This is a genomic window from Cryobacterium soli, from assembly GCF_003611035.1.
GTDB lineage: Bacteria > Actinomycetota > Actinomycetes > Actinomycetales > Microbacteriaceae > Cryobacterium > Cryobacterium soli.
Genome location: NZ_CP030033.1, coordinates 724,063 through 748,513 on the forward strand (window position 1 = coordinate 724,063; position 24,451 = coordinate 748,513).

Below are 24,451 nucleotides of genomic sequence, written 5' to 3' on the forward strand. Positions count from 1 at the left end.
ATTTCTGGGGCTTATGGCACAGCTCGCGGGAGGAGGAGGGCCACCTAGACTGCGGCCATGGGGAAAATCTGGAACGATGCTGCCATCCGGTACCTGCAGGACCAGCGGATCTGTCCCCGATGTGATGTGCGCTTGACCGAGGAATGGTGCCCGGGGTGCGGGGCCGATCTGTCCGGCGGACTCGGTGGCGAGCTGGCCTCGTCGGCCGGACGGGTGGTCAAGGCCCTGCGTGGGAGGGACCGCCTGATCGAGCGGATACCGACGATGTGGCCGGCGGACCATGTCGCGGCCGGGGCGGCCCCGACGGGCACCGCACCGGTGGGCGCACTTTCGGCGGGAAGGGCACCGGCGGCCATGACGCCGGCGGGCGCATCCACGGTGGTCGCTTTCCACCCGCACGAGTCCGCGCAGCAGAAGCGAACCGCGGGAGCTGCCGCGGGCGGTCCAGCGGGCGTTTCGGCAGCGGTGGCCCCGGCCCCACCGGAGGCGGGCGCCCAGATCAGCGTGCAGTCGGTGCTCGCCTTCGCCGGCGCCGCGCTGCTCGCCGTGGCCGCCCTGGTGTTCACGTTCCTCAATCCCGACCTCACGAGCTTCGCCGTGCGCACAAGCATCACTGGAGCGGTCACGGTGGTCTTCCTCGGCGGGGCCTGGTTGTTCGCCGCACGCGGTCTGCGCTTCTCGGCCGAGTCGGTGGCCGCCCTGGGGGTGGTGTTCGTCGGTCTGGACGTGTGGGCGTTCACTCAGCTGGCGCCGTCCGGCGTGAGCGGCTGGACCTATGCCGCTCTCGGCACACTGGTTGGCTCTGCAGTGCTGTTCGGGCTGGGCGCCCGCTCCGGTGTGCGGGTCTGGTTGTGGGCCGCTGTGGTGGGTCTGGCCCTCTCGCCAGGGCTCCTCGGCAGCGGGGGTACCGCCTGGGGCGCCATCCTCGGCTGCCTGGGTGTGGCCGTTGTCGCGCTTGTTCTGCACCCCGTGCTCTCGCGCCTGTCCCCGGGGCTGGGCTCCACCCTGGGGGTGGAGCGGTACACGGCCACCGCTCTGCAGGCTGCCGCCGTGCTCGCCGCCGTGCTGCAACTGCTCCTGCATCTGATCAGCTCGACCACCGCCGACATCGTCGGGTACGCAGGCATCCTGGCCGTGTTGGCCGTGGTGGCAGCTCTCGGCAGCCGCAACGGCCTGCCGCGCCAGTGGAGCTTCGTCGCGGGCGCGTTCGCAGTGGCCGCGGTGGCCATCCTTCCCGTGGCCGTGTCGTTCGCAGATTCGGCCTGGTACCTGGCACTGATGCCGGTGGCGGGCGGGATCGCCGTGGTGGGGCTGGCCGCGCTGCCTTCGAGCCCGGCCGCCAGCCGCACCGCCGTGGGCGCCGGCGCCGTCACGGTGCTGGTCCTTGCCGCAACCCCGGCTCTGGTGACCGCGATCGTGCAACTCTGCGGAGCGCTGTCCGCTCCCCTGCGCTGGGCCGGATCCGGCTCGGGCGGCTATCCGGGCGGCACCTCGTCCGACGCGGGTGGCGGCGCCGCGCTGATCGCCCAGAACATCGGCCTGGCCTCGATCGTGGCGTTGGCCGCCCTCGCGGGCACGGCCTGGGCCGTCGCAATGGTGAGCCGCGGAACGGTTCCACCGACACCACTCGGAACCAGAGATTTCGACGCCGCCGAGCCGCCGGTGTCGTCCGGACTGTCGGCACCGAACCACCTCGCGGTGTGGCTGGGTGTCTTCACACTCCTCACCATCACCGGATGGGCCGGCTTGTCCGTCACCGGTCAGGCCGTGGTGGGACTGGTCCTCACCGCGTCGCTCGTCGCTGGTCTGTTGTTCGTTCCCGCGCTTGCCTCTGCACACCCGGCCGTGACGCGAGCGGTGGGCACCGGAGCACATCTCCTGCTCGTGCTGGCGGCGATCACCGGATGGTTGCAGCAGTCGACCACCGTCTGGGTGGGCGCGGCCGCGGTGCTCGCCCTCGCCGCGCTCGCCCGTACCGTGCCGGCACGGTGGCGCCCGCTGTACCTGGCGGTCGGTTACGGGTACGCGCTGGTCGTCGTGGGCACCGCCCTGACGATCGTGGGGGTCGACGCCATCGCCGTGCTCTGCCTCACCACCACGCTCGGCCTGCTCTGCGCACTCGCGGCCACACTCACCGCTTGGCTCACCCCGCGCAGCTGGTACGCCGTTCTCCTGGTGAGCGCGGTGCCGTTTGTCGCCGGTGTCGTCGCAGTGCTCCTGGTGCGCAGCGGTTGGACGGCGCTGTCCACCGGTGTGGCCTTTGCTCTCGCCCTGACCCTGATGACCGTGCGTCGGCCGGGCATGACCGTGGTCCTGCGCTCGTTCGCGGCGGCCATGCTGGTGCCCTCGCTCGCGGTGGTGGTGGTCTGCCTCGGCGCTCAGTTGCTGGCCACAAGTGGGTCGCCGGTGGTCTTGCCGCTCATCGCGCTCCTCGTGGCGGGCACGTTCGCCTCCACAGGTCCGATCGCCCAGGCTCTGGAGAACCACGGTCTGGCCGCTCTCGAAGCGGATGTCTGCCGTCGCTGGATCGAGGCATCCGCCGCGGTGACGGGCGTGCTGGCGGTGCTTCTCGCTCTGGTTCGCACCGCAGCCGGACTATCGACCACGGTTCTGGTCCTCGTGGTCCTCGGCGTGGGGGCTGCCGTCAACGCGCTCCGGACCGGACGCCGGCTGGCCTGGTGGGCGGCCGGCGCAAGCTGGACCGGCGCTCTCTGGTGCGTCTGGGCCATCCGCGGCATCGAGGTGATCGAACCCTACGTGCTGCCGCCGGCCCTCGCTATGGTCGTCGTCGGCGCGATCCTGGTCGCCAGGGGCCGGCCGGGTCAGACGCTCGCTGCCACCGGTCTCGCGCTCGCCGTGGTGCCCAGCCTGGCGGTGCTCGTCACCAACGGATCCGCCGGGTTCGGGGCCGTGCGGCTCGATTCCGTGCGGTTCGGAGTGGCGCAGTTCGCGCTGGTCGTTCCGTGGCGGGCCTACGGACTCCTCGCCGCCGCGTTGCTGCTCGTGCTGATCGGAGCCGCCATCGCCAGGGCCGCCGCGAGAGCGCCGGGTGCTGTCACGGCTGCGGCCGGCCTTCGCAGCCTGCTCGGCTCCGTGGCCGTGGTGGCCACCCTGGCGGCGGCGGCAGGTGCCGCCCAGGCCATGCGCTGGGGTCTCGGCCTGGATCTTCTGGCCGGCAGCCGGACGACCGGCGTCATGCTGCCCGTGCTGGCCGTCAGCGCGGCCGCCACGCTGCTCGCGGCATTGGCCGGAGCACTCCCCGGCGGTGACACGTCGTCCACGGGGGCGGTGCCTGGCGACGCTGCATCCCGCGTCACCGCACCGTCGCGGTGGCGATTCGCCGCGGCCACGGCGTTCCTGGTGGCCGGACCGATCACGGCCATCCGCTCTGACGCCTTCTCGATCGGCACCCTGACGCTGCTCATGGTCGCCCTGCTCGGCTTCATGCTCGTTGTCGCGGCGCGGGCCCGCCGCACAGCGACGTCCCTGCCTCCGGTCTGGTTCCTGTTCCTGCTCGCCTGGTGCGCGGCCGTGGCGGGTTGGAGCGAACGGGAGCTGCGCGTCGAGGCCTTCTCGCTGCCGCTCGGACTGGCGCTGCTCGGCGCCGGCATCATCGGGATCCGCTCGGGTGCCCGGGTCGCCTCCGCGACCCTCGGATCATGGCCGAGAGGTTTCACCGGCTCGTGGCGGCTGTTGGCGCCCGGCATCATCGTCACGTTCCTGCCGTCGGTGCTGGCCACCGGCACCGACCCGCAGACCTGGCGGGCCATCCTTGTGATGTCCCTCGCCCTCACAGCGATCTTGATCGGCTCGACCCGACGCCTCGCCGCGCCGTTCCTGATCAGCCTGGCCGTGCTGCCCATCGAGGTGATCGTGGTGTTCACCGTGCAGATCGGGCAGACGATCAACCCGCTGCTGTGGTGGATCACCCTGGCCACCATCGGCGCGGTCATGCTCGTGATCGCCATCACCTCCGAGAGGAAGGGTGCAGCGGCCGGTGGGCTCTCGGCCCGCCTCCGCGACCTCACCTGAGGGCGACGGCGAGCGGGCGGGCCGGGCCGCGGCTCAGGCGGGCAGCAGGGCCGCGGCGGCGCGTTCGGGGTCGGTGCGCGCGGCACCCGTGCCCGCGGCCCAGGTGAGGTATCCGCCGTCGAGGTTCACGGCGTCGCGGCCCAGTTGGGCGAGCAGCCGCACGGCGGTGTGGCCGCGCTGGCCCACCTTGCAGTGCACGATCAGGCGGCCCTCGGGCAGTTCGGCCCGACGGGCACGGAGGTCGTCGAGCGGAATGTTCACCGAGCCGGGGATCGCCGCCTCGGCATACTCCCCCGCGGTGCGCACGTCGATCAGGGTGGCTCCGGCGTCGCGAGCGGCCTCGAGTTCGTGCCACTGCACCGACGGGGTGAGGCCCTCCGCGGCGTTCAGGGCCACGTAGCCGAGCATGTTCACCGGGTCCTTGGCCGAGGAGAACTGCGGCGCGTAGGCCAGTTCGAGATCGGCGAGTTCGGACGCCGTGATACCGCCGGCCATGGCCGTAGCGATCACGTCGATGCGCTTGTCCACGCCGTTCCCGCCCACACCCTGGGCGCCGAGGATGGCGTCGGTCTCGGCGTCGACGACGAGCTTGAGCGCCATCGGCTCTGCGCCCGGGTAGTAGCCGGTGTGCGAGGCGGGATGTGTGTGGAACACCCGGATGGCGCGGCCCCGAGCGCGCAGCAACTTCTCGTTCCAGCCGGTGGCGGCGATGGCGAGGCCCATCATGCCCACCACGGCCGTACCGAGGGCTGGGCGCACCCGGATGGTCTTGCCGGTGATGGCATCGGCGACCAGGCGTCCGTGCCGGTTGGCCAGGCCGGCGAGCGCGACCAGGCGTTGTTCGCCGGAGATCGCGTCGGTCTTCTCCACGGCGTCGCCGATGGCGTAGATGCCGGGGGCGCTGGTGCGCAGCTGGTCATCCACCTGGATGCCGCCGCGCTGCCCGATCGTGAGGCCGGCGGCCGTCGCCAGAGCCGTGTCGGGGCGAACCCCGATGGCGGCGAGCACGAAGTCCGCCGCAACGACACTGCCGTCACTGAGGGTGGCCGAGTCCGCGTCGAGCTCGGTCACCTGGGTGCCCAGTCGCACGCTCACCCCCGCGGCCCGGAGCCGGTCTGCGACCGGGCCGGCCATCTCGGGGTCGAGCGGCGGGAGCACCTGGTCGCCCAGTTCCACCAGGGTGACGTCCAGACCGCGGTGCACCAGGTTTTCCACCATCTCGAGGCCGATGAAGCCGGCGCCGATGACGAGGGCGCTGCGCGGCGCGACGGCAAGGGCGGACATGGCCGCGTCGACGTCGTCGATGTCACGGAGGCTGAGCATCCGGTCGCCGCCGGGCAGGGGCGGGCGCACGGGTGACGCGCCGGGCGAGAGCACCAGGGCGTCGTACGGTTCGGTCGACTCCTCCCCCGTGCCGAGGTCACGCACCCGCACCGTCTTGGCCGCGCTGTCGATGCCGATCACCTCGGTGCGCACGCGAACGTCGAGGGCGAAGCGGCCAGCCAGCGAGGCCGGCGTCTGCAGCAGCAGGCTGGAGCGCTCCTCGATGACACCGCCGAGGTAATACGGCAGCCCGCAGTTGGCGAACGACACGTGCCCGCCCCGTTCGAACACCGTGATCCGGGCGTTCTCGTCGAGACGGCGCAGGCGGGTCGCGGCGGACATGCCCCCGGCGACGCCCCCGACGATGATGTACCGATTCTGAGTCATGACTCCATCCTGCTATACCCCGTGGGGTATCTGCAAGTCGACGTGGGCTCGGCGGCAGTGCGGCCCAACGGAAACGGGCCATCTACAGCCAGGAGGGCGCTCGGCAGACGCTCGGGTCTCCCGACTGTTCCTCCGGTGACACCGTGCCTATGCTGGATGGACCATGCGACTTCTCCTCATCCGTCACGGCCAGACTCCCGCCAATGTGCTCGGGCAGCTCGATACCGCCCACCCGGGCCCGGGACTCACCGAGCTCGGCGAGCGTCAGGCCGCGGTCATCCCCGACGCCCTGAGGTTCGATTCGATCGACGCCATCTTCGCGTCGACCCTGCACCGCACGCAGCTCACGGCCCGGCCCCTCGCCGTCGACCGTGGCCTCGACATCCAGGTGGCCGATGGCCTGCACGAGATCGAGGCCGGCACCCTCGAGCGGCGCAGCGACCACGCTTCCATCCGCACCTATATGGAGACCGTGTTCGCCTGGGGTGCCGGCAACCTCGATGTGGGCATGCCCGGCGGCACGGACGGCCATGCCTTCTTCTCCCGGTTCGACGCCGACATCGCCGTGGCCGCCGCCAGCGGCCACACGGCAGCGGTGTTCAGCCACGGTGCGGCGATCCGGGTGTGGGCCGCCGCACGGGCCACCAACGTGCCACCGATGTTCGCCGGGCTGCACGACCTGGACAACACCGGAGTGGTCGAGCTGTCCGGATCCCCGGACGGGGGCTGGACGCTGCTGTCCTGGGCAGGTGTGCCGTTGGGCGGCATGCCGCTGGCCGACGCGGATGCCATCGACCCCACCGGTGAGGCGCTCGACGCGTCCTAGGCAGAAGCGGCCGTGAGCAGTCCGACGCTTCGCCGGATCATTTCCACCCGGCCCTCGACCGACGCGTCGGCGGGCCGCCACGCGAACTTGATCCCCGAGTAGAGCAGCTCGCCGGCCTCCGCGAGGGCACTGCGGGCCAGCGGCACGGTGAGCATCGACGCCGGCTCGGCATACGCCGCGGCGTCGGCCGCGCCGGGGTGCGGGGAGAAGGGCAGATGCGCATCCGCCCAGGCCTCGCCGTAGGCGCTCGGCCGGTCGGCGACGCCGGAGAACATCAACCCGCGCAATACTCCGGCATCCCGTGCCTCCTGCACGTGTTCGAGGACCAGGGACGATGAGCGCAGTTCGATAGCCGACCGTCCCCAGTTGACGGCTATGCCCACATCGGCACCCGACATCCGGATGGCGGCGATCTCGTCTCCGAGCGGCAGGAACCCCTTGGCGTGTGCCTGGCCGGGCACCAGGGCGTCACAGTGCTCGAGCAGCACCGCGGCGCCCTCCCAGTCCCACGCGCCGATCTCCGTCAGGGAGGCGGCCAGGGCGGCCGCGCCTGCGGATGACCTCGGGTGCGGCCCGGGGCTGGCCTGCAGCTCCACGGCGATGACCGCGGCATCGCCGGCGGAGTCGTTGAGACGGCGTACACCGGCGAGCATCGCGGCCGCATTCGCCACCGCGGCGCGTCGGCCCCGGTCATCCTCAGATGCCAATCCATGCCGGGGGTCCCTGGCCACCGCGGCGACGGTGTACCCCACCGAGGTGAGCACGACCTGCCACCGGCACGGCAGGGCCGCCAGCAGCCACGGCTCGTCGTGCGGGTGCAGGGCTTCCAGCCACGGCAGCTCGAGGCCGCGGATCCCGGCGACCTCGGCCAGCCCGGCGAGATAGCCGCTCTCGACCGCCGGGTCCCACCCCTGTGCGGTGGGCGAACTGGCGTAGGCTCCGACGACGAGTCCGGCGCGCTGCCCGGCGCTGAGACTCACCGCGAGACCGGTTCGGTCGCGGATAGCGTGGCCAGTTCGCTGCGGCGGGGCATGCCCTCCCAGTCGCCGGGTACCAGGCAGGCGTACGCGCCCACGGTCACGGCGGTGGTGAGGCACGCCGCCACGCTCTCCCCCGCCAGGTATTCAGCCAGGTAGCCGGCCACGAATCCGTCGCCGGCGCCGACGGTGTCCAGAGGGTCGACCGCGATGGCCGACCGCTGGTACTCCACGCCGTCGACCACGGCGACGGCACCGTGCTCGCCGAGCTTCACGATCGCCTGCCCGGCGCCGGCCTCCACCAGCCGGTGGGCCAGGGTCATCCCGGTGACGCCCGTGGATGGTGGGCCGTCGCCGAGCGCGATCTCGGCCTCGCTGTCGCCGGCGAAGACCAGGTCGGCGAGTGGGATGAGCCGACGGTAGACCTCGCGAGCCTCGACGGGTGACCAGAGTTTGCCGCGGTAGTTCAGGTCGAGGGACACCGGCACACCGGCCTCCCTGGCCAGGGTCACCGCGGTGAAGGTGGCGTCGGCGGCGGATGGCGACAGGGCCGGGGTGATCCCGGTGACGTGCAGCAGCGCCGCCGATCGGATGACGACCGGGTCGATGTCGGCCGGGCAGAGCCGGGAGCCGGCGCTGCCGCTGCGGTAGTACCAGACCCGGGTCTGGCGGCTGGTGCGCCGTTCCTTGATCATCACGCCGGTCTGCGCGTCCGGGTCCCGGATCGCGCGCACCGACACGCCCTCCGCGCCGATTTCGCGGGCCACGAGGTCGCCGAGCGAGTCCTCGCCGACCCGGCCGATCCAGGTCACGTCCACGCCGAGACGGCGGAGGGCTATGGCCACATTGCTCTCCGACCCGCCGATGCCCATGGTCATGGCGCGACTGTGCTGCAGCGGCCCCCAGGTGTCCGAACTCATCAGCGCCATGGTCTCGCCGAGGGTGACCACACCACCGGCGCGAACACCGCTCATGCCCGCCCTCCGGCTCGGCCGTCGTCGCGGGCTTCTCTGACGATCTCCACGGCACGCCGGGCCCGGTCGGCCAACGACACCAGGGACCCACCGTCGAGGGCGTCACCGAGCAGCGGGCCGCCGAGGCTCACGGCCACGGCTCCGGCTCGCAGCCAGGCGGGCACATCGGCCAGGCCGACCCCGCCCGACGGCAGGAATTGCAGGTCGGGAAACGGGCCCCGCAGATGCGCGGCATAGGCGCTGCCCACGGTCTGGGCGGGGAAGATCTTGACCGCGGTGGCGCCGGCGGCCCAGGCCGAATAGAGCTCGGTCGGAGTGAGGCCGCCCGCGTAGATCGGGGTTCCGGAGCGCACGGCCAGGTTGATGACCTCGAGGTCGACGACCGGGGTGACCAGGTAGTCGGCGCCGGCATCGATGGCACGGCGGGCCTGGTCGGCGCACACGATGGTGCCGATGCCGATCTCGACCCGCTCGCCCAGGCTTTTCTGCAGCGCGGGCAGGTGTTCGAAGGTGCCCGGCGTGCTGAGCGTCAGCTCGATCGAGCGCACTCCGGCGTCGGCGAGCACCTCCACGACCCTGTCGTAGTCGGTGGCGCGCGCCGCGCGCAGCACGGCGATCAGCGGGTTCTGCCTGAGCTGGTCCGAGGGGGTGCGCCGCTCTGCTGCCGGTGCTGCGGGCGTGGTGGGGCTGAGATTCACGGATGCTCCGATCATGAGGGTGTGCCGCCCGTGTCCCGGCCCAGCGTGACGAGGGCGAGGTAGACGGGCAGGGAGAGGCCGAAGAACGGCACCAGGGTGGGCAGCAGATAGCAGGTGAGGACGAAGACCGCGACGATCGCGAGCATGAGCAGCGCCTGCACGGGCCGGCGGGCGATCAGGTAGCCCGCTTCCAGCAACCACTGGCGCCGGGTGCCCTCGCGGCTCCGGGCCGCGGCCACCGGCAGGGCCAGCAACAGCAGGGTCACGGCCAGGGCGACGGGCACCGTGGCTGCGGCCAGGACCAGCGCCACCGGGCTCGCCCCTGCGCCGGCCTCACTGAGCTGTTGGCCGAGGAAGACGCTGTCGACCAGGAGCAGCAGCACGACGGCGACGCTGGCGACGCCCAGCGGCAGGGTGCGCCGCCAGGTGGCGCCGAACTCGCGGAAGGTGGCGGTGAACACCGCGGTCTCGCCGTCCTGCAGCCAGAGGCGCAGGGCGCGCGCGGCCGCCACCGACGCGGGCAGGATGGTCACCACCGGCAGGGCCAGGATGAGCGCGGCCACTCCCACGAACGCGAGGTTCGCCGGGTAGGCCATGGCGGCCAGCAGCCGCTGCTCCCAGCCGCGGGCGGCGGCCGGGGCAGGGCGGTTACGTGGCGGTCGGGTTGCTGCGATCATGGGGTGCTCGTCTCGTCGGGGCGGGTCCGGGCGGCGAATCCCGCTCCGCGCACCTGGGCCGCGCCGGCAGCGGCGGCCAGGTTGATGGTCTGCCCGTCCAGGTGCAGGGCGACGTGTTCCTGGCGCCCGGCCCGGCTGAGGGCCAGGTGCACCGTCCGGCCGTCGATGTTCGCGGTCGCGACCCCGGGCTCGGTGTCGTTCCAGGCGCGCGGTTCGAGCACGGTGACGAAGACCGTGGCCGTGACGGGCCCGGTCGTGCGGCGCAGGGTGTGCTGCTCGGTCACGATCGCCAACGCGGGGGTCGACGAGGTGGGGTTGGCCTGCACCATGCTCGTGATGACGTCGGTATGGACGTCGACCGGTTGCAGCAGCGTGACGAGCAGGCATCCGCTGCCCGCCTGGGCGAGATAGCGACCGTCGCCCTGGGCCGCGGGCGGGTTGTCGGTCTGCAGCAACCAGGTGAAGGCGCTCGGGTCGCGCGCCACGCACTCGTCGACGGTGAAGACGGTTCCCGCCGGTGACATCACCAGGTGTCGGCGCAGCCGCTGCACGCCGAGGGCGGGGTCGTACATCGCGCCGATCTCGCTCACGGTGTGCACCCAGCCGCCGTAGAGGGTGGTGGTCAGGACCTCGGCGGTGTGCTGCCGGTCCAGGTTCTCGAACACGTGGTAGCGGTCTTCGTTGACGAAGCCGTGACCGTCCACGAGCACCCCGTTGTGGTGCGCGGTGCGTTTGCGGCTCGAGTAACCCTCGTCGATGGCGAGGTAGGAGCCGTGCCCGAGGATCACGAAGCTGCCGGCGTCCGGGTGCTGGTGGCCGGCGTTGAGGGTGGTCCAGCCGTGTTCCCGGTCGAGCTTCGCCGAGGCGGTCCAGGCCGTGTGACCGCCGCCGGGGGCCGCCTTCACGGAGACGAGCGTCGCATCCGGCTGCCACGAGGTGCGCCCGACGACGAGCCCGAGGTCGGGGAAGAACCGGCTGGTCGGCAGGCTCTGCGGGTCGACCTCGGCCACGGTCGTGTCGAACCAGAGCAGTTCCTGGTAGGCCTCCGCGCGCACACCGGGCCGAACGCCGCTCTCGTAGGCCTCCCGCCAGAAGAACCCGTCGGCCACCCGGCGCGCCAGCCACTGGGCCTGCCCGATGCCGTATTCGGCGGCCAGTTTGTAGTACAGGGCGACGGAGTGGCCGCTGCGCCGGTCGTGGCAGTCGCCGTGGTTGACGATGCGTTCGAGGTCCGGCGCGGCCTGGTAGAGCCGGAACCAGAAGGTCTCCCTCAGGTAGGCGCTGCGGGCGAACCAGTCGGTTCCCTCCGCGGAGCGCAGCACGTCGAGGTAGCTCACCAGCCACGGCACACCGTAGCGCCAGTACACGACACCTTCGTTGTTCGAGCCGTCGTCGGGCAGCAGGTCGAGCACGGTGTCGAAGTTGGCCTTGGCCAGGTCGGACCAGGCCCGAGCGTCCGGATGCTCGGCCACGACGGCGTAGGCGGCTGTGGCCAGGCCGGCGAAGCAGATCCAGTTGTGGTTCTGCCAGTACGACGAGGCCCACCAGCCGCCCTCGGAGGCGACCGCGAACGCGTGCAGCCGGGCGCCCTGCAGGATGAGCTTGTCCCGCAGCCGGGCCCGTTCGGGTTCCGGCAGGGCGTCGCCCGCCCAGGAATAGGCCAGGCCGAGGCCGTGCAGCAGCCAGCCCGCGTCGAGGTCGTGGTCGGGCAGGTGCGCCTTGCCCCAGTGCGGGTAGCCCACGGCCACGTCGAGCCAGCGGCGGAGCTCGGTGCGGTAGTGCTCCTGACCGGTCAGCCGGTAGGCCAGCGCCAGGTTGGCAGCGGCGGCACCGAGGTAGGTGATCGACGTATCCGGATGCGCCGGCGCAAGCGGCAGGGCCCGGTACCGTTCGCACTCGTCGAGCAGCCGGCGGAACTGCGCGGCCTTCACCGTGAGGATCTCGGCGCGCAACCGGTCTTCGTGCCCGGCGAGCAGGAGCGGCCGGCTCACGACGGTGGTCGGTGCGGCGCTCATCGGGTCACCCGGTGGTCGGTGGAGCGTTCGTCGGCGAGGAGGACCGTGACAATGGTGAGGCCGGCCGCGCCGGAGTGCAGAACCACGTCGCGCACGACGGCGGTGCCGGGCGCGTAGACCGAGACGAACCAAGCCTCGTGCCCCGTGACGGTCCAGTCGGCGAGGGTGAGGGTGCGGGCCGGGTCATCGGAGGGCCCCCGGCCGGGTGCGGCCAGCAGCACCGCCGGCGCCGTGGCCCGGTGGAAGCCGTGCAGCTCGGCTGCGCCGGGCGCCGGCTCCTGCGTCGGGTCGCCGTGTCGGCTGGCCGCCCAGGTGGTGCGCCAGGCGCCTCCCTCAGCCGTGACCGTGAGGGGCACCGCCGGCCGGAGGGCGAGGGTGATCCGGCGCCCGCCGGTAGCGTCGGCGTCCCCGGGGGTGTCGGTGTCGCCGGTGGGGTCGTCCGCGACCGCGTGCACGATATCGAGGAGGTAGTCGTCGGTCATCACGAGCTCGCGCCGCAGGAAGACCCCGGCGATGGCGTCGCCGGCGCTGGCCACGACCCGGGTTGCCGAGAAGTCGTCCACCTGGCCTGTCGTGGGCAGCTGGTCGAGATCGTCGACCCGTACGGTGGGATGCGCCAGGGTGCGGGCGTAGTAGCCGCGGCGCAGAGTGCTGGCGTACGGCGGCACACCGGGTGCGGGCTGCCAGGCCACCCCGGTGCCGTAGAGGTAGAGGCCGAGCTTGTCGAGGTGTCCGTGTGAACCACCGTGCGGACCGGCGTCGAGTACGGCCTGCCAGGTGTCACCCGGGTCGCGGAGCACCGCGTAGCCGGCGTTCGCGAAGAGCGCGGATGGCCGCGGCCCGGCCGGTGCCGCCCCGCGGGTGGCCACGGGCAGCGCCGGGCCGACGAACCAGCCGGTGAGCAGGTCTTCGAGTCCGTCGTGGCCCGCCCCGAGCGACCGACGGGTCGCCGCTTCCACCGCGCCGAGCGGCGAATCTGCCCAGAGCTGGCGGGCCAGCACGCACACCTCGAGCACCTCGAGGTGGGCCGGCACCCGGTCGTACGGTCCGTCGTGCAGCATCGGCAGGGTACCGTCCGGGGCGGCCAGGTCGGCCAGCACCCGCACCATGTCGGCGAGCCGTTCGGCGGCGTCGGCGGGCAGCGCGGCCGGCTCGGTGCCGCGGAGCGCAAGCAGGTAGGCCCGCAGCACGAACAGGTGATAGTAAGTGGATCCCTCCCACTCCCAGCCGTCGGCGCCGATGGCGAGCCTGGCGTGTTGGACGGTGCGGCCGACCCAGTCCTGGCCGTCGTCGGCGTGGCCGAGGGCCAGCAGGGCCCGGTTCAGGGTGGTTCCGGCGGCGTCGATCCAGGCCACGTAGTTGCTGGTCGGGTCGTTCTTGTCCACCACAAGGGTCTGCCGGGCCGACGTGATCGTGGCCAGGAGCCCGGTCAGCAGGCTCACCACCGGGCCGCCGAGGGCGGGTCTGGCCATATCGTCGGTGGCCAGTTCGGCCACGGCATCCGCCAGTTGCACCGCCCAGATCGCTTCGGTCAGGGCCTGGGCGAAGAGCTTGCCGCGTAACATCCACGGTTCGCTCTGGGTGCTCCAGCCGGCCGCAGCGATGTCGGCGTAGACCTCGGCGAACTCCGCCACGATGCGGACGGCCTCGTCCCGGTCAGCGGTGTCGACGACTCCGCAAGCCCGGGCGCTGGTGTGCCGGTGAGCGAGCAGCCGGGCCCGGCGGGCCCCGGCCTGATGCGTGTAGACGGTCCAGGCCGAGGCGAACGGTTCGCCGGTGAGCCGGCAGCCGTACCGGCACGGGAAGGCGTCGCCGGAGCGGGGGTCCAATTCGGTGCCGTGCGTGGGGCAGACGTAGTCGTGCCACCACCCTCCCCTGGCGTGCTGCACGCCGGTCACCGGAAGTTCGCCCCGCCGTTGATGTCGATCACTTGACCGGTGACGAACGAGGCGAGATCCGAGGCCAGGTACAACACGGCGCCGGCGACATCGTCGACCGTCCCCGGGCGTTGCAGCGGAAGGCCGGCGACGATGTTCTGCTGCGCGGCGGTCGGGGTGAAGGTGTTGTGGAAGGCCGTGTCCTCGATGAAACCGGGCGCAAGGGCGTTGACGGTGATGGCGTCGGCGGCCAGTTCCTTGGCCAGTCCGCGGGCGAACCCCACGACGGCGGCCTTGGCGGTGGCGTAGGCTACGGACCCGGCGCCGCCGCCGTTCTCGCCGGCCAACGACGACATCAGCACCACGCGGCCCGCGGCCGATTCGGCCAGGTACGGCACGGCGGCGCGGGTGACGTAGAAGCTGCTCGAGACGTTCACCGCGAGCACACTCGCCCAGTGTTCGTCGGACATCTCGGCCACGGTGGCTCGCCCGACGAGGTGGCCGGCGTTGTTCACCACGATGTCGATGCCGCCCAGGTGCGCGGCCGCGGCGGCCACCACGGCGGATGCCTGGGCCGGGTCGGTGAGGTCGCCGCCGATGGCGATGGCGCGCCGCCCCGCTCCGATCAGCTCGCCGGCGACGACCTCAGCGCCGTCCTTGCTGTTCGCGTAGTGCACGGCGACGTCGGCGCCCCGAGCGCCGAGGGCCCGGGCGATGGCGGCGCCGATGCCGCTGCCGCCGCCGGTGACCAGGGCGCGTCGGCCGGTGAGGTCGAGCTGCAGGCCGTCGAGCGGAGTGGGGGTGCGGAGTGCGGTGTCGTTCGGCATGGTGAGTCCTTTGGTGGGGTGTAGTGGTGTCGTTCCGGATGCCGGACTATTTGATGCCGGCATGGGTGAATCCCTGGATGAAGTACTTCTGGCAGAAGAGGAACAGCACGACCATGGGCACGGTGGCCAGGGTGGTGCCGGCCATGAGGTAGTGCCACGAGGTGCTGTCGAGCTGTTGGAAGACCGCCAGTCCCACCTGGATCACCCGGAGGTCGTCCCTGGTGGTGACCAGCAGCGGCCAGAGGAAGTTGTTCCAGCTCTCCTGGAAGGTGAGCAGGGCCACGGTGGCCAGGGCCGGCTTGATCAGCGGCGTGTAGATCTGGGCGTAGATGCGGAACTCGTTCAGGCCGTCGAGCCGGGCGGCCTCTTCGAGTTCGCGTGGCAGAGAGAGGTAGAACTGCCGGAACAGGAAGATCGCCGTGGCGCTGAGGCCGCCAGGGATGATGAGCGCCCACCAGGTGTTCAGCCAGCCCGTGCCGCCCTGGCCGAAGATGTCGTTGCCGCCGAAGAGGGGCATGAACTTCACCAGCAGGAACTGCGGCACGATCTTGGTGTACGTGGGGATCATCAGCATCGCGACGAAGCCCATGAACACCCACTCCCGCCCGCGGAACGGGACGCGGGCCAGCGCGTACCCGGCCATCGAGCCCAGCACCAGGGTGATGATGGTGTGGCCGGCCGAGATCAGGAAGCTGTTGCGGAAGTACAGGTGGAACGGGGCGGCCTGCAGGGCCTCGCTGTAGTTGCTCCACTGCCAGACCTGCGGCAGCAGTGTCGGCGGGAACTGGGCCAGTTCGGCGGGTGACTTCAGCGAGGTGGCGATCATCCAGAGGAACGGGATGATCATGGTGAAGGCGCCGAGGCTGAGGATCATGTTGAGCAGCAGCCTGCCCTTCCACGGCCGTCGCCGTGTGGTGCGCGGCCTCGGAGCCGCTGCCGGCGTCGTGCCCGGCTGCGTCCGTGTGGTTGTCATTCGTCATCACCTCGGGTCGCACGTCGGCTGATCAGGGTCATCACGAGCAGGAAGGCGAACAGGCACACGGACTGCGCCGAGGCGAGGCCCATCTGGAAGTTCTGGAAGGCGGACCGGTAGACCTCGTAGGTCATCATGGTCGTCGCGTTCGCCGGGCCGCCGTCGGTGAGGACGTAGATCTGGTCGAACACCTGGAAGGCTCCGATGATCGAGATGACGAGCACGAAGAACGTGGCCGGCTTGAGCATCGGAAGGGTGATGGCGAAGAACTTGCGCACCACGGAGGCTCCGTCCACGGATGCCGCTTCGTAGAGGCTGTTGTCCACGTTCTGCAGGGCGGCTATATAGATGAGCATCTTGATGCCGATGCCCTGCCAGGCCCCGACCAGGATCACCGCCCAGAGCGACCAGTCCGGGTTGGCCAGCCAGGCCTGGCCGGGAATGCCGATGACGGACAGCGCCGCGTTGAGGAGTCCCTGCTGCGGGTTGTAGATCCACAGCCAGACCATGGCGATGGCGACGGTGGCGGTGACCTGCGGCAGGAAGAACGCGGTGCGGTACCAGGTGCGCAGCCAGAGGTTCTGGTTGAGCGCCACGGCGATGACCATGGCGATCGCCATCGACACCGGCACCGTCCAGAAGGTGTAGACGACGGTGTTCCAGGTGGCCAGGCGGAAGGTGGGGTCGTTCCAGATCTGGATGTAGTTGTCGATCCCGATCCAGCGTGGTGCGTCGAAGATGTTGTAGTCGGTCAGGCTCAGGGCGAAGGTCGCCAGTACCGGCAGTGCGGTCCAGAGCCCGATGTGGGCGACGGCGGGCGTCACCATCAGCCAGCCGGCCCTGCTCAGCTTGCGCTGGGACCGTGACCTCTCGGGCCGCCGTGGTGCACTCGTCAGGACCCGGGGCGGGGGAACGAGTCGGGTCGCTGGGGCGGGGCGCGTGGGTGCGCTCATGGTCAACCGCCCATCTTGGAGGTGAACAGGTCGGCGAGGTCGTCCAGGGCCTGCTTCGGAGTCTTCTGCGCCAGCAGCGCGGATTCGATGGCCGGCGCGATCTCGCCGCGCAGGCCGAGCCATTCGCTCGGCCCACCCTCGCGCTTGGCCACGTCGAGGTTCTCCATCGAGAACTGCACCAGTCGGTTGCCCTGCGCATACTCGCTGTCGAGCAGTTCGGTCAGGGCCGGGATGTTGCCGCGCTGTTCGTTCGCGGCCAGTGCCGGTCCGGGGCTGGCGAGGAATTCGAGCAGGGCCTGGGCTGCTGCCGGGTGCTCGGAGCCCTTCGACATCGTGGCCAGGGTGCCGCCGACGAACATGCCCGGCGCGTCGCCGGGGATCAGGAAGGGTTCAAGCTCGGGCAGCAGCTCCGGGGCGGCCTCCAGGGTCTGGGTCCAGAGGTTGTTGTGCGCGATCCCCATCGCGGCCCGCCCGTTGATCAGCGGGTTGACGGTTTCCTTGGTCGAGGAGAACCCGGTGTCCTCCACCTTGCTCGTGTGGATGAGGTCGACCACGGACTCCAGCGCTTCCACTCCCGCGGCGGAGTTGAACGCCGGCTCGGTGTTGTCGTCGTTGAAGAGCGTGCCGCCCGACGAGAAGAGCATGGTCTCGTACATCTGGCGGGCGTCCAGTGACAGCATGTCGAAGCCGGCCCGTTCGAGGGAGCCGCTGTCCGAGCGCACCGTGAGGGTCTCCGCCATCTCCACAAGTTCGGCCCAGGTGCTGGGCGGGGCGTCGTAGCCGGCCTCGCGCAACAGGTCCATCCGGGCGACGCCGAAGCGGGCGTCGAGCATGATCGGCACGCCGTAGACGTCGCCTTCCCACACGCCGGCCTGGACGATCTCCGGGGTGGTCGACTTCTCGAGGTCGGAGACGCTGATGCCGGACTCGGACAGGTTGGCCAGCACACCCTTGTCGGCGAAGGCTTCGACCCAGCCGACGCCCATCATCATGACGTCGGGTACCAGCCCGGAGACGACCCCGGTGGTGAGCTTTTCATTCAACCGAGCGAAGTTGGTGTAGTCGACGGTGACGGTCACATCGGGGTACTGCTCGTAGAACTGAGGAAGGAGTTCGTCCTCCAGCAGGCGTTGGCCGGCTGCCCCTTCATAGATGGGCGTGAGTAGCGTGATGTCGCCGCTGACCGCGTCGGAGTCTTCGCTCGCCGATCCCTCGTCGGCAGAACAGGCCGAGAGGGCCAGGGCCAGAACGGTTGCGGTGCCCAGGGCGGTGTACCGCAGGGCCAGGTGGCGCCGGCTGATGCCGTTGGCTGTCAGAGCCTGTCTCGTGGAAGTCGTTCGTGCTGTCCGAAAGTTCATGAGCATTTTCCCTTCACGGGGAGTGAGTAGTTGGTGGCGACGCTGCCGCAAACTCAGACGTCTTCGTCGTCGTCGTACAGTTTTCGGGGGCCAAGCTCGTGGCTCTGGCCCGTCAAACTGGTGTAACGATTTACCGACCATAACCGCCGCTTTTCGTTTCGTCAAGCACTCCCCGCCTGGGCCAGGACGGGAGCATACGGTCCAGTGCGATCGCGCACGGGCCGCACATTGCCAACCAGTCGGTAGATCGTTACACTGCTGGAATCACCCAACACTTCGACCGACGCCACGTGAACGGACAATGATGGAGAAGGTAACGATCCAGCAGGTCGCACGGGCGGCCGGCGTCTCGGCGAGCACGGTGTCCAACCTGCTGAACGGTCGCTCAGGTCGCATGCTGCCCGCCACGCGGGACCGCATCACCGAGGCGATCAGCCAGCTCGGCTACCGGCCGAACCGGGCGGCACGCGAGTTGCGAACGGGCCGAACCCGCACCGTCGGTCTCATCGTGCCGTCGGTGGGCAATCCGTTCTGGGGCGCATTCGCCCGGGAACTCGAGCATGCCGCTCTCGCCGAGGGCTACAACGTGCTGCTCTGCAACAGCGAACGCGACCCCGACCGGGAACGCCGCTATGTCGAGGAGCTCTGGGACGACGGCGTGCGGGACATCGTGCTGTGCACGTCACTGCCGTCATTGAAACACCTGGCCCACATCATCGAGCAGGGGCTGCGCCTGGTCACGTTCGACCGGCCCACCCAGGCCGACGACCCGTCCACCGTGGTGAGCATCAGCATCAACAACGTCGTGGGCGGCCACCTGGCCGCGTCCCACCTCACGAGTCTCGGCCACCAGAATCTCACCTTCGTCTCCGGCTCGCTCCGCTCCGTCAACCGCACCGGGCGGTACGAGGGGTTCTGCTCGGCCGTCGAGGCCGCCGGCCTCGCCGTGGCGGATATGACCCTCTGGGCCGGCGCTGACGAGGCGCCCTTCGGTGATGTCGAAGCGGCCGATGTGGGCCGCCGCGCGGCGCACGAGATCTTTGCCGCCGCCACCCCTCCGACCGGCGTGGTGGCCATCAACGACATGACCGCCCTCGGCGTGTGCCGCGGCCTGCGGGACCTCGGCCTCCAGGTCGGCCGCGACGTGTCGGTGGTCGGCTTCGACGACATCATCCTGGCCGATCTCTACGACCCGCCGCTCACGACGGTGCGCCAACCCATCGGCCAGATGGCCCAGCTGGCCATCGCCGAGATCGTCTCTCACCACGGGCTGGCCACCGGCGAACCGGGCCGGTCGGTGCTGCTGCGACCCGAACTGATCGTGCGCGGATCGACGGCGGCACCGCCTGTCGACTAGCACCCCTCCCCCGCCACCCGGCCGCCGTCGGTGGGGAATCACCCTGGATTCCCTCACCGTGCCCAACTTCAGGTTGTTCACGATCTCCAACGTGATCGCCATGACCGCCACCTGGATGCAGCGCATCGCCCAGGGCTGGCTGGTGCTGCAGCTGACGGACAGCGTCGCGGCCGTCGGTGTGACCGTGGCCATGCAGTTCACCCCGATGCTCCTCTTCGGCCTCCTCGGCGGGGTCGTCGTCGACCGCTACTCCAAACGGATGCTGCTGCTGATGACGCAGTCCGCCGCATCCGTGCTCAGCCTGACCCTCGCCGTGCTCACCCTGAGCGGTGTCGTCGAGGTGTGGCAGGTATGGGTGATCGCGTTCGTACTCGGGCTCGTCACGGTCATCGACAACCCCACCCGGCAGGTGTTCGTCAATGAGATGGTGGGCCCGCAGTTCCTGCGGAACGCCATCACGGTCAATTCCTCGGCGTTCCAGCTGGGCGGGCTGGTGGGTCCGGCGGTCAGCGGCCTGCTGATCGTGGCCGTGGGGGCGGGCTGGTCGTTTGCGATCAATGGGATCGCCTGCCTGGTCACCGTGCTTGCACTCGTGCTGCTGGACACCACGGCATTGCATAGGAAGCCGCCGACGCCCCGCAGCAAGGGTCAGCTGCGTGAGGGACTGCGGTACGTCGTCGCCACCCCCACCATCCTCTGGCCGCTCGTGATGATGTCGTTCCTCTCGGTCTTCGCCCTCAACATGCCCGTGTTGCTCGTCGCGTTCGCCGGTGACGTCTTCGCCGCAGGGGCCGGCGGCTACGGGCTGTTCAACAGCCTGGTGGCCGTTGGCGCGCTGGCCGGGGCGTTGGCGTCGACCAGGCGGGTCACCATCCGGCTGCGCACCGTCATCTTCTGCGGCGGAGTATGGGCGCTCATCCAGGCCTCACTGGGCCTCATGCCCACCCAGCTGGCTTTCGGCCTGGTGCTCGTGGCCTCCGGCATGGCCAATCAGTTCTTCTTCATGGCCTGCAACCCGCTTGTCCAGCTCTCCTCGAACGTGCTCATCCGCGGCAGGGTCATGTCGGTCTACGTACTGGTTCTGCTCGGCGGCCAGGCTCTCGGCAGCCCGCTGATGGGATGGCTGATCGAACACTACGGCGCGCACACCGGCATGCTCGTCTCCGGCCTCGTGCCGGCCACAGCGGCCGTCACGATCGCGATCGTGCTCGCCAGACGCCATCAACTGACCTGGGACTGGCGCGGTGGGCGTCCCGGCCGCTGGCGGATCCGGCGGCGGTGACTACCCGGCGCTCCCCCGGGGCGCCCGCGGCACCTTCGGGCGTACCAGCGCGTGACTGTCGCGCAGCAGGTTCTCCACGAGTTCGTCGGGCACGAAGCCGTCGAGCACGATGGTGATCCAGTGCTTCTTGTTCAGGTGGTAGCCGGGGGTGATGTGCGTGGGGAACTCCTCCCGGAGCGCCCGTCCCTCCTCGGGGTCGCACTTGAGCGACACCGCGAATGGCTCGCCGTCGAGGGCGCTGAGAGCGAAGATCTTGCCGTTGCCGCTGGTCTTGAAGACGCTGGTCTCCTCGCCGAACGGGAACGTTTCGGTGGCCTGCGGCAGGCTCAGGCAGAACTCGACGAGGGCATCCGGGGTCATGCCTTGCACTCTACTGACTCTGCCGTGCCGGACACACCCGCCGCGGGCCGCGCCTCAGGCCAGGGCGCCGGCCATGGCCCCCGCGGTCAGCTCGACGGAGCGCAGCCGGTCACCGATCTGCTGCGAGGCGTGGGCCAGGATCAGTTCGTCGGCCCCGGTGGATGCCGTGAGGTCGTCGAGGAATGTCCTCACGTCGGCCGGGGTGCCCACGGCGGAGTAGCGCATCATGTCGGCGAGGCGACGGCCCTCCGTGGTGGTGAGGAACGCGTCGATCTGCTCGTCGGAGTAGTCCGGCGTCGCCGGTCCGCGGGAGATCATGCTGCGCACCCGGGAGCGGCGCATGAGCGTGAACTGCTCGGTCGCATTCGCCGCGTCGTCGGCCGCGATCACGTTGGCGGCCACCATCAGGTAGGGCTCGGCCAGCTGCGCCGACGGCGTGAAGTCGCGGCGGTAGGTGGCGATGGCCTCGAAGAGCGAGTCGGGGGCGAAGTGCGACGCGAAAGCGTAGGGCAGGCCGAGCGCCGCGGCCAGACCGGCGCCGAAGAGGGACGAGCCGAGGATGTACAGGGGAACGTTGGTTCCCGCACCCGGCACGGCGCGCACGCCGGGGATGATCGATTCGTCGCGGAGGTAGGCGCCCAGCTCCATCACGTCCTGCGGGAACTGGTCGGACGCGCGCGGGTCGCGGCGCATGGCCCTGGCCGTGGTCTGGTCGCTGCCGGGCGCGCGGCCCAGGCCCAGGTCGATGCGATCGGGGTAGAGCTCGGCGAGGGTGCCGTACTGCTCGGCGATGGTCAGCGGCGAGTGGTTGGGCAGCATCACGCCGCCGGAGCCCAGGCGGATGGTGGACGTCTGCGAGGCCACATGCCCGATGAGCACGCTCGTCGCGGAGGACGCGATGGTGGGCATGTTGTGGTGCTCGGCGTACCAGACCCGCTCGTACCCGTTCTTCTCGGCGGTCTGGGCGAGTGCGACGCTGGCCGCGAAGCTCTCCCGGATGGTCTGGCCGGGAGCGATGGGGGCAAGGTCGAGAATGGAAAGCGGTGTCGTCATGGTGGGGGTAACGGTTTTGCCGCCCGAATCCTTCCGGGTTACCGGATTCGACCCACCCCGGGCAGAAATCGTCCGACTCTGGCGGCGTACTCGGAGTAGTCCGGATGCTCGGTCGCGAGCATCCGCTCCTCCCACCGCGCCTTTCCGGCGAACAGCCCGATCAGGGCGAGCCAGACCACAACGTGCAGGGCGGACGACCCGATCACAGTCAACCCGAGCCCGGCAGTCATGAGCCCGGTATAGATCGGGTTGCGCACCACCCCGTACACCCCGGTGGTGGCCAGAGGAGCGTTGTCTCGCGGTATCGGGCTGGCCGTCATCGCCGGGCCGAGAGAGGCGGATCCCTGCACGGCCAGCGTCACACCGATCGCCACGAGGGCGATCGAGGTGGCGATGACAAAGCCGTTCACGGGCCACAACGTGCCGTGCGGCAAGACCAGCAGCCCGACGAGCAACAGAATCTGCCCGACGACGAGAGCGAACGCAAGCGCACGTTTCATGCCCCGAGAGTACGCCCGCCCGCCATCTTCCGCGTGGTCGGTCCGGCCGGTGCGGCCGGATACAGCGACCGGCCGGCCGGCACCGGTTTCCCGATGCGGCCGGCCGGCCGGTGGTTCAGCGAGTCAGGGCTGCGGCTAGTACCAGCCCACCGACTGGGACTTCGACCAGGCGGCGCACGGCGTGCCGTAGCTGCCTGAGATGTAGCCCAGGCCCCAGGAGATCTGGGTCGCGGCGTTGGTGGCCCAGTCGGCGCCCGCCGAAGCCATCTTGCTGCCGGGCAGGGCCTGCGGAATGCCGGTGGCACCGCTGGACGCGTTGTAGGCGTTCACGTTCCAGCCGGATTCCTTGTTCCACAGGCTGACCAGGCAGGAGAACTGGTCAGAACCCCAGCCGTACTTGGACGCCATCATGTCGCGGGCGATGGCCTGGGCCCCTGTCGGGTTGCTGGGAGCCGACGGCGCGGGGGCGCTGCTGGCCTGGGGTGCGGCCTGAGCGGCCTGAGCCGCCTTGGCCGCCTGGGCGACCTGGGCCGCCTTGGCCTCGGCAGCCTGCTGGGCGGCGGCCTGCTCTGCCGCGGCCTGGGCGGCAGCGGCGGCGGCCTGCTCTGCGGCGATGCGGTCGGCCTCGGCCGTGGCGGCCTGAACCGGGCCGACCTCGGCGTTGGTGGCGTCGACGAGGTCGTAGATGCGCTCGGGCGCCAGCTGCTGATAGTTGCTGAGCATCGCGACGTTGGTGACGAGCTTGGTGGCGTCGGCCTTGTCCTGAGCGGCCGAGATCACTCCGTTTGCGCCGGCGAGGGTGCCTTCGGCAGCCTTCTCGGCGTGGGCGTCGACGATGCTGCTGTACGCGCTGAGCTGTTCGGCGTGCCGTCCGGTGGCCGCGGTGAGGGCTTCGGTCTCGGCGACACGATCGTTCTGGGCCGCCATGGCCGGCTCCAGCACCAGGCCGGTGCCGACCATGGCACCGATCGAGAGCACAGCGACGGCTGCGGCCGAGCGACGCGTCACTCGGGTCCGGTGACTCGTGGCCGCACGGGCCTCACCCCGGCCGAGCAGGTCGGTGGAGGTGGCACCTGGTGACGTCGCCGAAGCGGAAGGACGGGAGGCTGGGTTTCGGGTGAAGGGGAATCTCAAGGTTACGTATGACTTTCACAAGGTGAATCGCGGATGCTGGGGCGCCGAAGCGATTCTGGTCCGGCGGCTCTCGGGCGGGACCCGCCCGGGCGAAGTGACTACCTTGCAGGACGTTTCTGGACGGATGCTCACCTTTTGCCAGCAAGGTCCTCCTAATGTGACGCACCCTCTTGCGTCAGCGCCGCCCGGCTGGAAGTCTTCTCAAGCCCTGGTCAAACCGGTATTCACCGCGGCGTTCGCACCGGATATCGGCCGCCGCCGTTCAATTCGGATGCATAAAGTTTTTGGAATCATTTTTGCGATTGCCGCTACCCCCTTGCGAAAATCCGTTTTGTCACTCGTGACGAAGGCGGTCCCGACCGTCTGGCAGGGGCGACTCGGCGACGGGCCGGAGCAGAAACAACCGCACCGTCCGGCCTGAACTGCGCTCGTAGGCGCGATACCCAGGCCACTGCCTTTCGATCAGGCGCCAGGCCCGCTCGCGCCCACCCGGATCGATCAGGCTGGCGACCACCGCGAGGCGGCGACCACGCACGTCGATGACCGCCCGCGGATTGCGGATGAGGTTGTAGGTCCAGGCCGGATGCCGGGCCTGCGCGAAGCTGGTACCGGCCACGATCGCCCGGCCGTGGCCGTCCGGCGTGTACATCAGCCGGGTCGTGCGTGCGGCCCCGCTCTTGGCGCCCGTCGCGTGCAGCACCAGCGAGGGAACGAGGAGAGCGCTCAGTTGCAGCCGGCCAGCGCTGACGGCGCCGAGAAGATTCTCAATCGGCGGCAAGGCGGCCGGCGCCGTCCGGCGAAAGAGCCGGGTGCGGGTCAGCGGCGCGACCACGGAACGAACAAGGTGCAGGACCTGGGACATGCCGCC

At 70.4% G+C, this 24,451-nt stretch carries 20 protein-coding genes; 4 read left to right on the plus strand and 16 right to left on the minus strand.

Annotation, left to right across the window (positions count from 1 at the left end):
• The first annotated feature begins 57 nt into the window (after positions 1 to 57).
• A complete protein-coding gene (locus tag DOE79_RS03380) occupies positions 58 to 4,032 on the plus strand; it encodes an SCO7613 C-terminal domain-containing membrane protein (RefSeq protein ID WP_162942585.1) in 3,975 nt (1,324 codons plus the stop codon).
• A gap of 33 nt (positions 4,033 to 4,065) precedes the next feature.
• Here DOE79_RS03380 and DOE79_RS03385 read toward each other — a convergent pair whose 3' ends face one another.
• Positions 4,066 to 5,742, minus strand: a complete 1,677-nt coding sequence (locus tag DOE79_RS03385; protein ID WP_120337280.1) for an FAD-dependent oxidoreductase — start codon at positions 5,740 to 5,742, stop codon at positions 4,066 to 4,068.
• Between the two features lie 163 nt (positions 5,743 to 5,905).
• Between DOE79_RS03385 and DOE79_RS03390 the strand changes: the two genes are divergently transcribed.
• Positions 5,906 to 6,568 carry a histidine phosphatase family protein gene (locus DOE79_RS03390; protein ID WP_120337281.1) on the plus strand — a complete coding sequence of 221 codons (663 nt, stop codon included), beginning with the start codon at positions 5,906 to 5,908 and terminating at the stop codon, positions 6,566 to 6,568.
• Here the strand turns inward: DOE79_RS03390 and DOE79_RS03395 are convergent.
• Genes DOE79_RS03395 through DOE79_RS03440 form a run of 10 tightly spaced genes read right to left on the minus strand, consistent with a single transcriptional unit; the run spans position 6,565 to position 17,897 of the window.
• Positions 6,565 to 7,548, minus strand: coding sequence for a DUF4862 family protein (locus DOE79_RS03395; RefSeq protein WP_162942586.1), 984 nt, complete (start codon positions 7,546 to 7,548; stop codon positions 6,565 to 6,567). The two genes, DOE79_RS03390 and DOE79_RS03395, sit on opposite strands and share 4 nt — an antisense overlap.
• Positions 7,545 to 8,519 (minus strand): sugar kinase, encoded by a 975-nt coding sequence (locus DOE79_RS03400; protein ID WP_120337283.1) that lies wholly within the window; start codon positions 8,517 to 8,519, stop codon positions 7,545 to 7,547. The genes DOE79_RS03395 and DOE79_RS03400 overlap by 4 nt, the downstream gene beginning before the upstream one ends.
• Positions 8,516 to 9,217, minus strand: coding sequence for a bifunctional 4-hydroxy-2-oxoglutarate aldolase/2-dehydro-3-deoxy-phosphogluconate aldolase (locus DOE79_RS03405; protein WP_245977095.1), 702 nt, complete (start codon positions 9,215 to 9,217; stop codon positions 8,516 to 8,518). Before DOE79_RS03405 ends, DOE79_RS03400 begins: the two co-directional genes overlap by 4 nt.
• 11 nt (positions 9,218 to 9,228) lie before the next feature.
• Entirely contained in the window at positions 9,229 to 9,894 is a 666-nt protein-coding gene (locus tag DOE79_RS03410; RefSeq protein ID WP_120337285.1) for a DUF624 domain-containing protein, read from the minus strand.
• A complete protein-coding gene (locus DOE79_RS03415) occupies positions 9,891 to 11,909 on the minus strand; it encodes a DUF4962 domain-containing protein (protein ID WP_120337286.1) in 2,019 nt (672 codons plus the stop codon). Before DOE79_RS03415 ends, DOE79_RS03410 begins: the two co-directional genes overlap by 4 nt.
• Entirely contained in the window at positions 11,906 to 13,807 is a 1,902-nt protein-coding gene (locus tag DOE79_RS03420; RefSeq protein ID WP_120337287.1) for a heparinase II/III domain-containing protein, read from the minus strand. Before DOE79_RS03420 ends, DOE79_RS03415 begins: the two co-directional genes overlap by 4 nt.
• Positions 13,804 to 14,613: an SDR family NAD(P)-dependent oxidoreductase gene (locus DOE79_RS03425; RefSeq protein WP_245977096.1), complete on the minus strand. Its 810-nt coding sequence runs from the start codon at positions 14,611 to 14,613 to the stop codon at positions 13,804 to 13,806. Before DOE79_RS03425 ends, DOE79_RS03420 begins: the two co-directional genes overlap by 4 nt.
• 46 nt (positions 14,614 to 14,659) lie before the next feature.
• A complete protein-coding gene (locus DOE79_RS03430) occupies positions 14,660 to 15,586 on the minus strand; it encodes a carbohydrate ABC transporter permease (protein WP_120337288.1) in 927 nt (308 codons plus the stop codon).
• On the minus strand, positions 15,583 to 16,539 hold the full coding sequence (locus DOE79_RS03435; RefSeq protein ID WP_120337289.1) for a carbohydrate ABC transporter permease: 957 nt from the start codon (positions 16,537 to 16,539) through the stop codon (positions 15,583 to 15,585). Before DOE79_RS03435 ends, DOE79_RS03430 begins: the two co-directional genes overlap by 4 nt.
• Before the next feature lie 2 nt (positions 16,540 to 16,541).
• Positions 16,542 to 17,897 (minus strand): ABC transporter substrate-binding protein, encoded by a 1,356-nt coding sequence (locus tag DOE79_RS03440; protein ID WP_162942587.1) that lies wholly within the window; start codon positions 17,895 to 17,897, stop codon positions 16,542 to 16,544.
• 301 nt (positions 17,898 to 18,198) lie between these two features.
• Between DOE79_RS03440 and DOE79_RS03445 the strand changes: the two genes are divergently transcribed.
• Both DOE79_RS03445 and DOE79_RS03450 read left to right on the plus strand, forming a co-directional pair.
• Positions 18,199 to 19,254: a LacI family DNA-binding transcriptional regulator gene (locus tag DOE79_RS03445; protein ID WP_245977097.1), complete on the plus strand. Its 1,056-nt coding sequence runs from the start codon at positions 18,199 to 18,201 to the stop codon at positions 19,252 to 19,254.
• Positions 19,255 to 19,354: 100 nt separating this feature from the next.
• Entirely contained in the window at positions 19,355 to 20,536 is a 1,182-nt protein-coding gene (locus DOE79_RS03450) for an MFS transporter (RefSeq protein WP_425455710.1), read from the plus strand.
• Here DOE79_RS03450 and DOE79_RS03455 read toward each other — a convergent pair whose 3' ends face one another.
• The 5 genes from DOE79_RS03455 to DOE79_RS03475 all read right to left on the minus strand — a co-directional run bounded on the left by DOE79_RS03455 (position 20,537) and on the right by DOE79_RS03475 (position 24,445).
• A complete protein-coding gene (locus DOE79_RS03455) occupies positions 20,537 to 20,896 on the minus strand; it encodes an MmcQ/YjbR family DNA-binding protein (RefSeq protein WP_120337292.1) in 360 nt (119 codons plus the stop codon).
• A 54-nt stretch (positions 20,897 to 20,950) separates the two neighbouring features.
• Positions 20,951 to 21,949, minus strand: coding sequence for an LLM class flavin-dependent oxidoreductase (locus DOE79_RS03460; RefSeq protein ID WP_120337293.1), 999 nt, complete (start codon positions 21,947 to 21,949; stop codon positions 20,951 to 20,953).
• A 38-nt stretch (positions 21,950 to 21,987) separates the two neighbouring features.
• Positions 21,988 to 22,449 (minus strand): methyltransferase family protein, encoded by a 462-nt coding sequence (locus DOE79_RS03465; RefSeq protein ID WP_120337294.1) that lies wholly within the window; start codon positions 22,447 to 22,449, stop codon positions 21,988 to 21,990.
• A 135-nt stretch (positions 22,450 to 22,584) separates the two neighbouring features.
• A complete protein-coding gene (locus DOE79_RS20715; protein WP_181445853.1) occupies positions 22,585 to 23,457 on the minus strand; it encodes an aggregation-promoting factor C-terminal-like domain-containing protein in 873 nt (290 codons plus the stop codon).
• A gap of 460 nt (positions 23,458 to 23,917) precedes the next feature.
• Complete coding sequence (locus tag DOE79_RS03475) at positions 23,918 to 24,445, minus strand: nitroreductase family deazaflavin-dependent oxidoreductase (protein WP_120337295.1); 528 nt, start codon at positions 24,443 to 24,445, stop codon at positions 23,918 to 23,920.
• Positions 24,446 to 24,451: the final 6 nt, after the last annotated feature.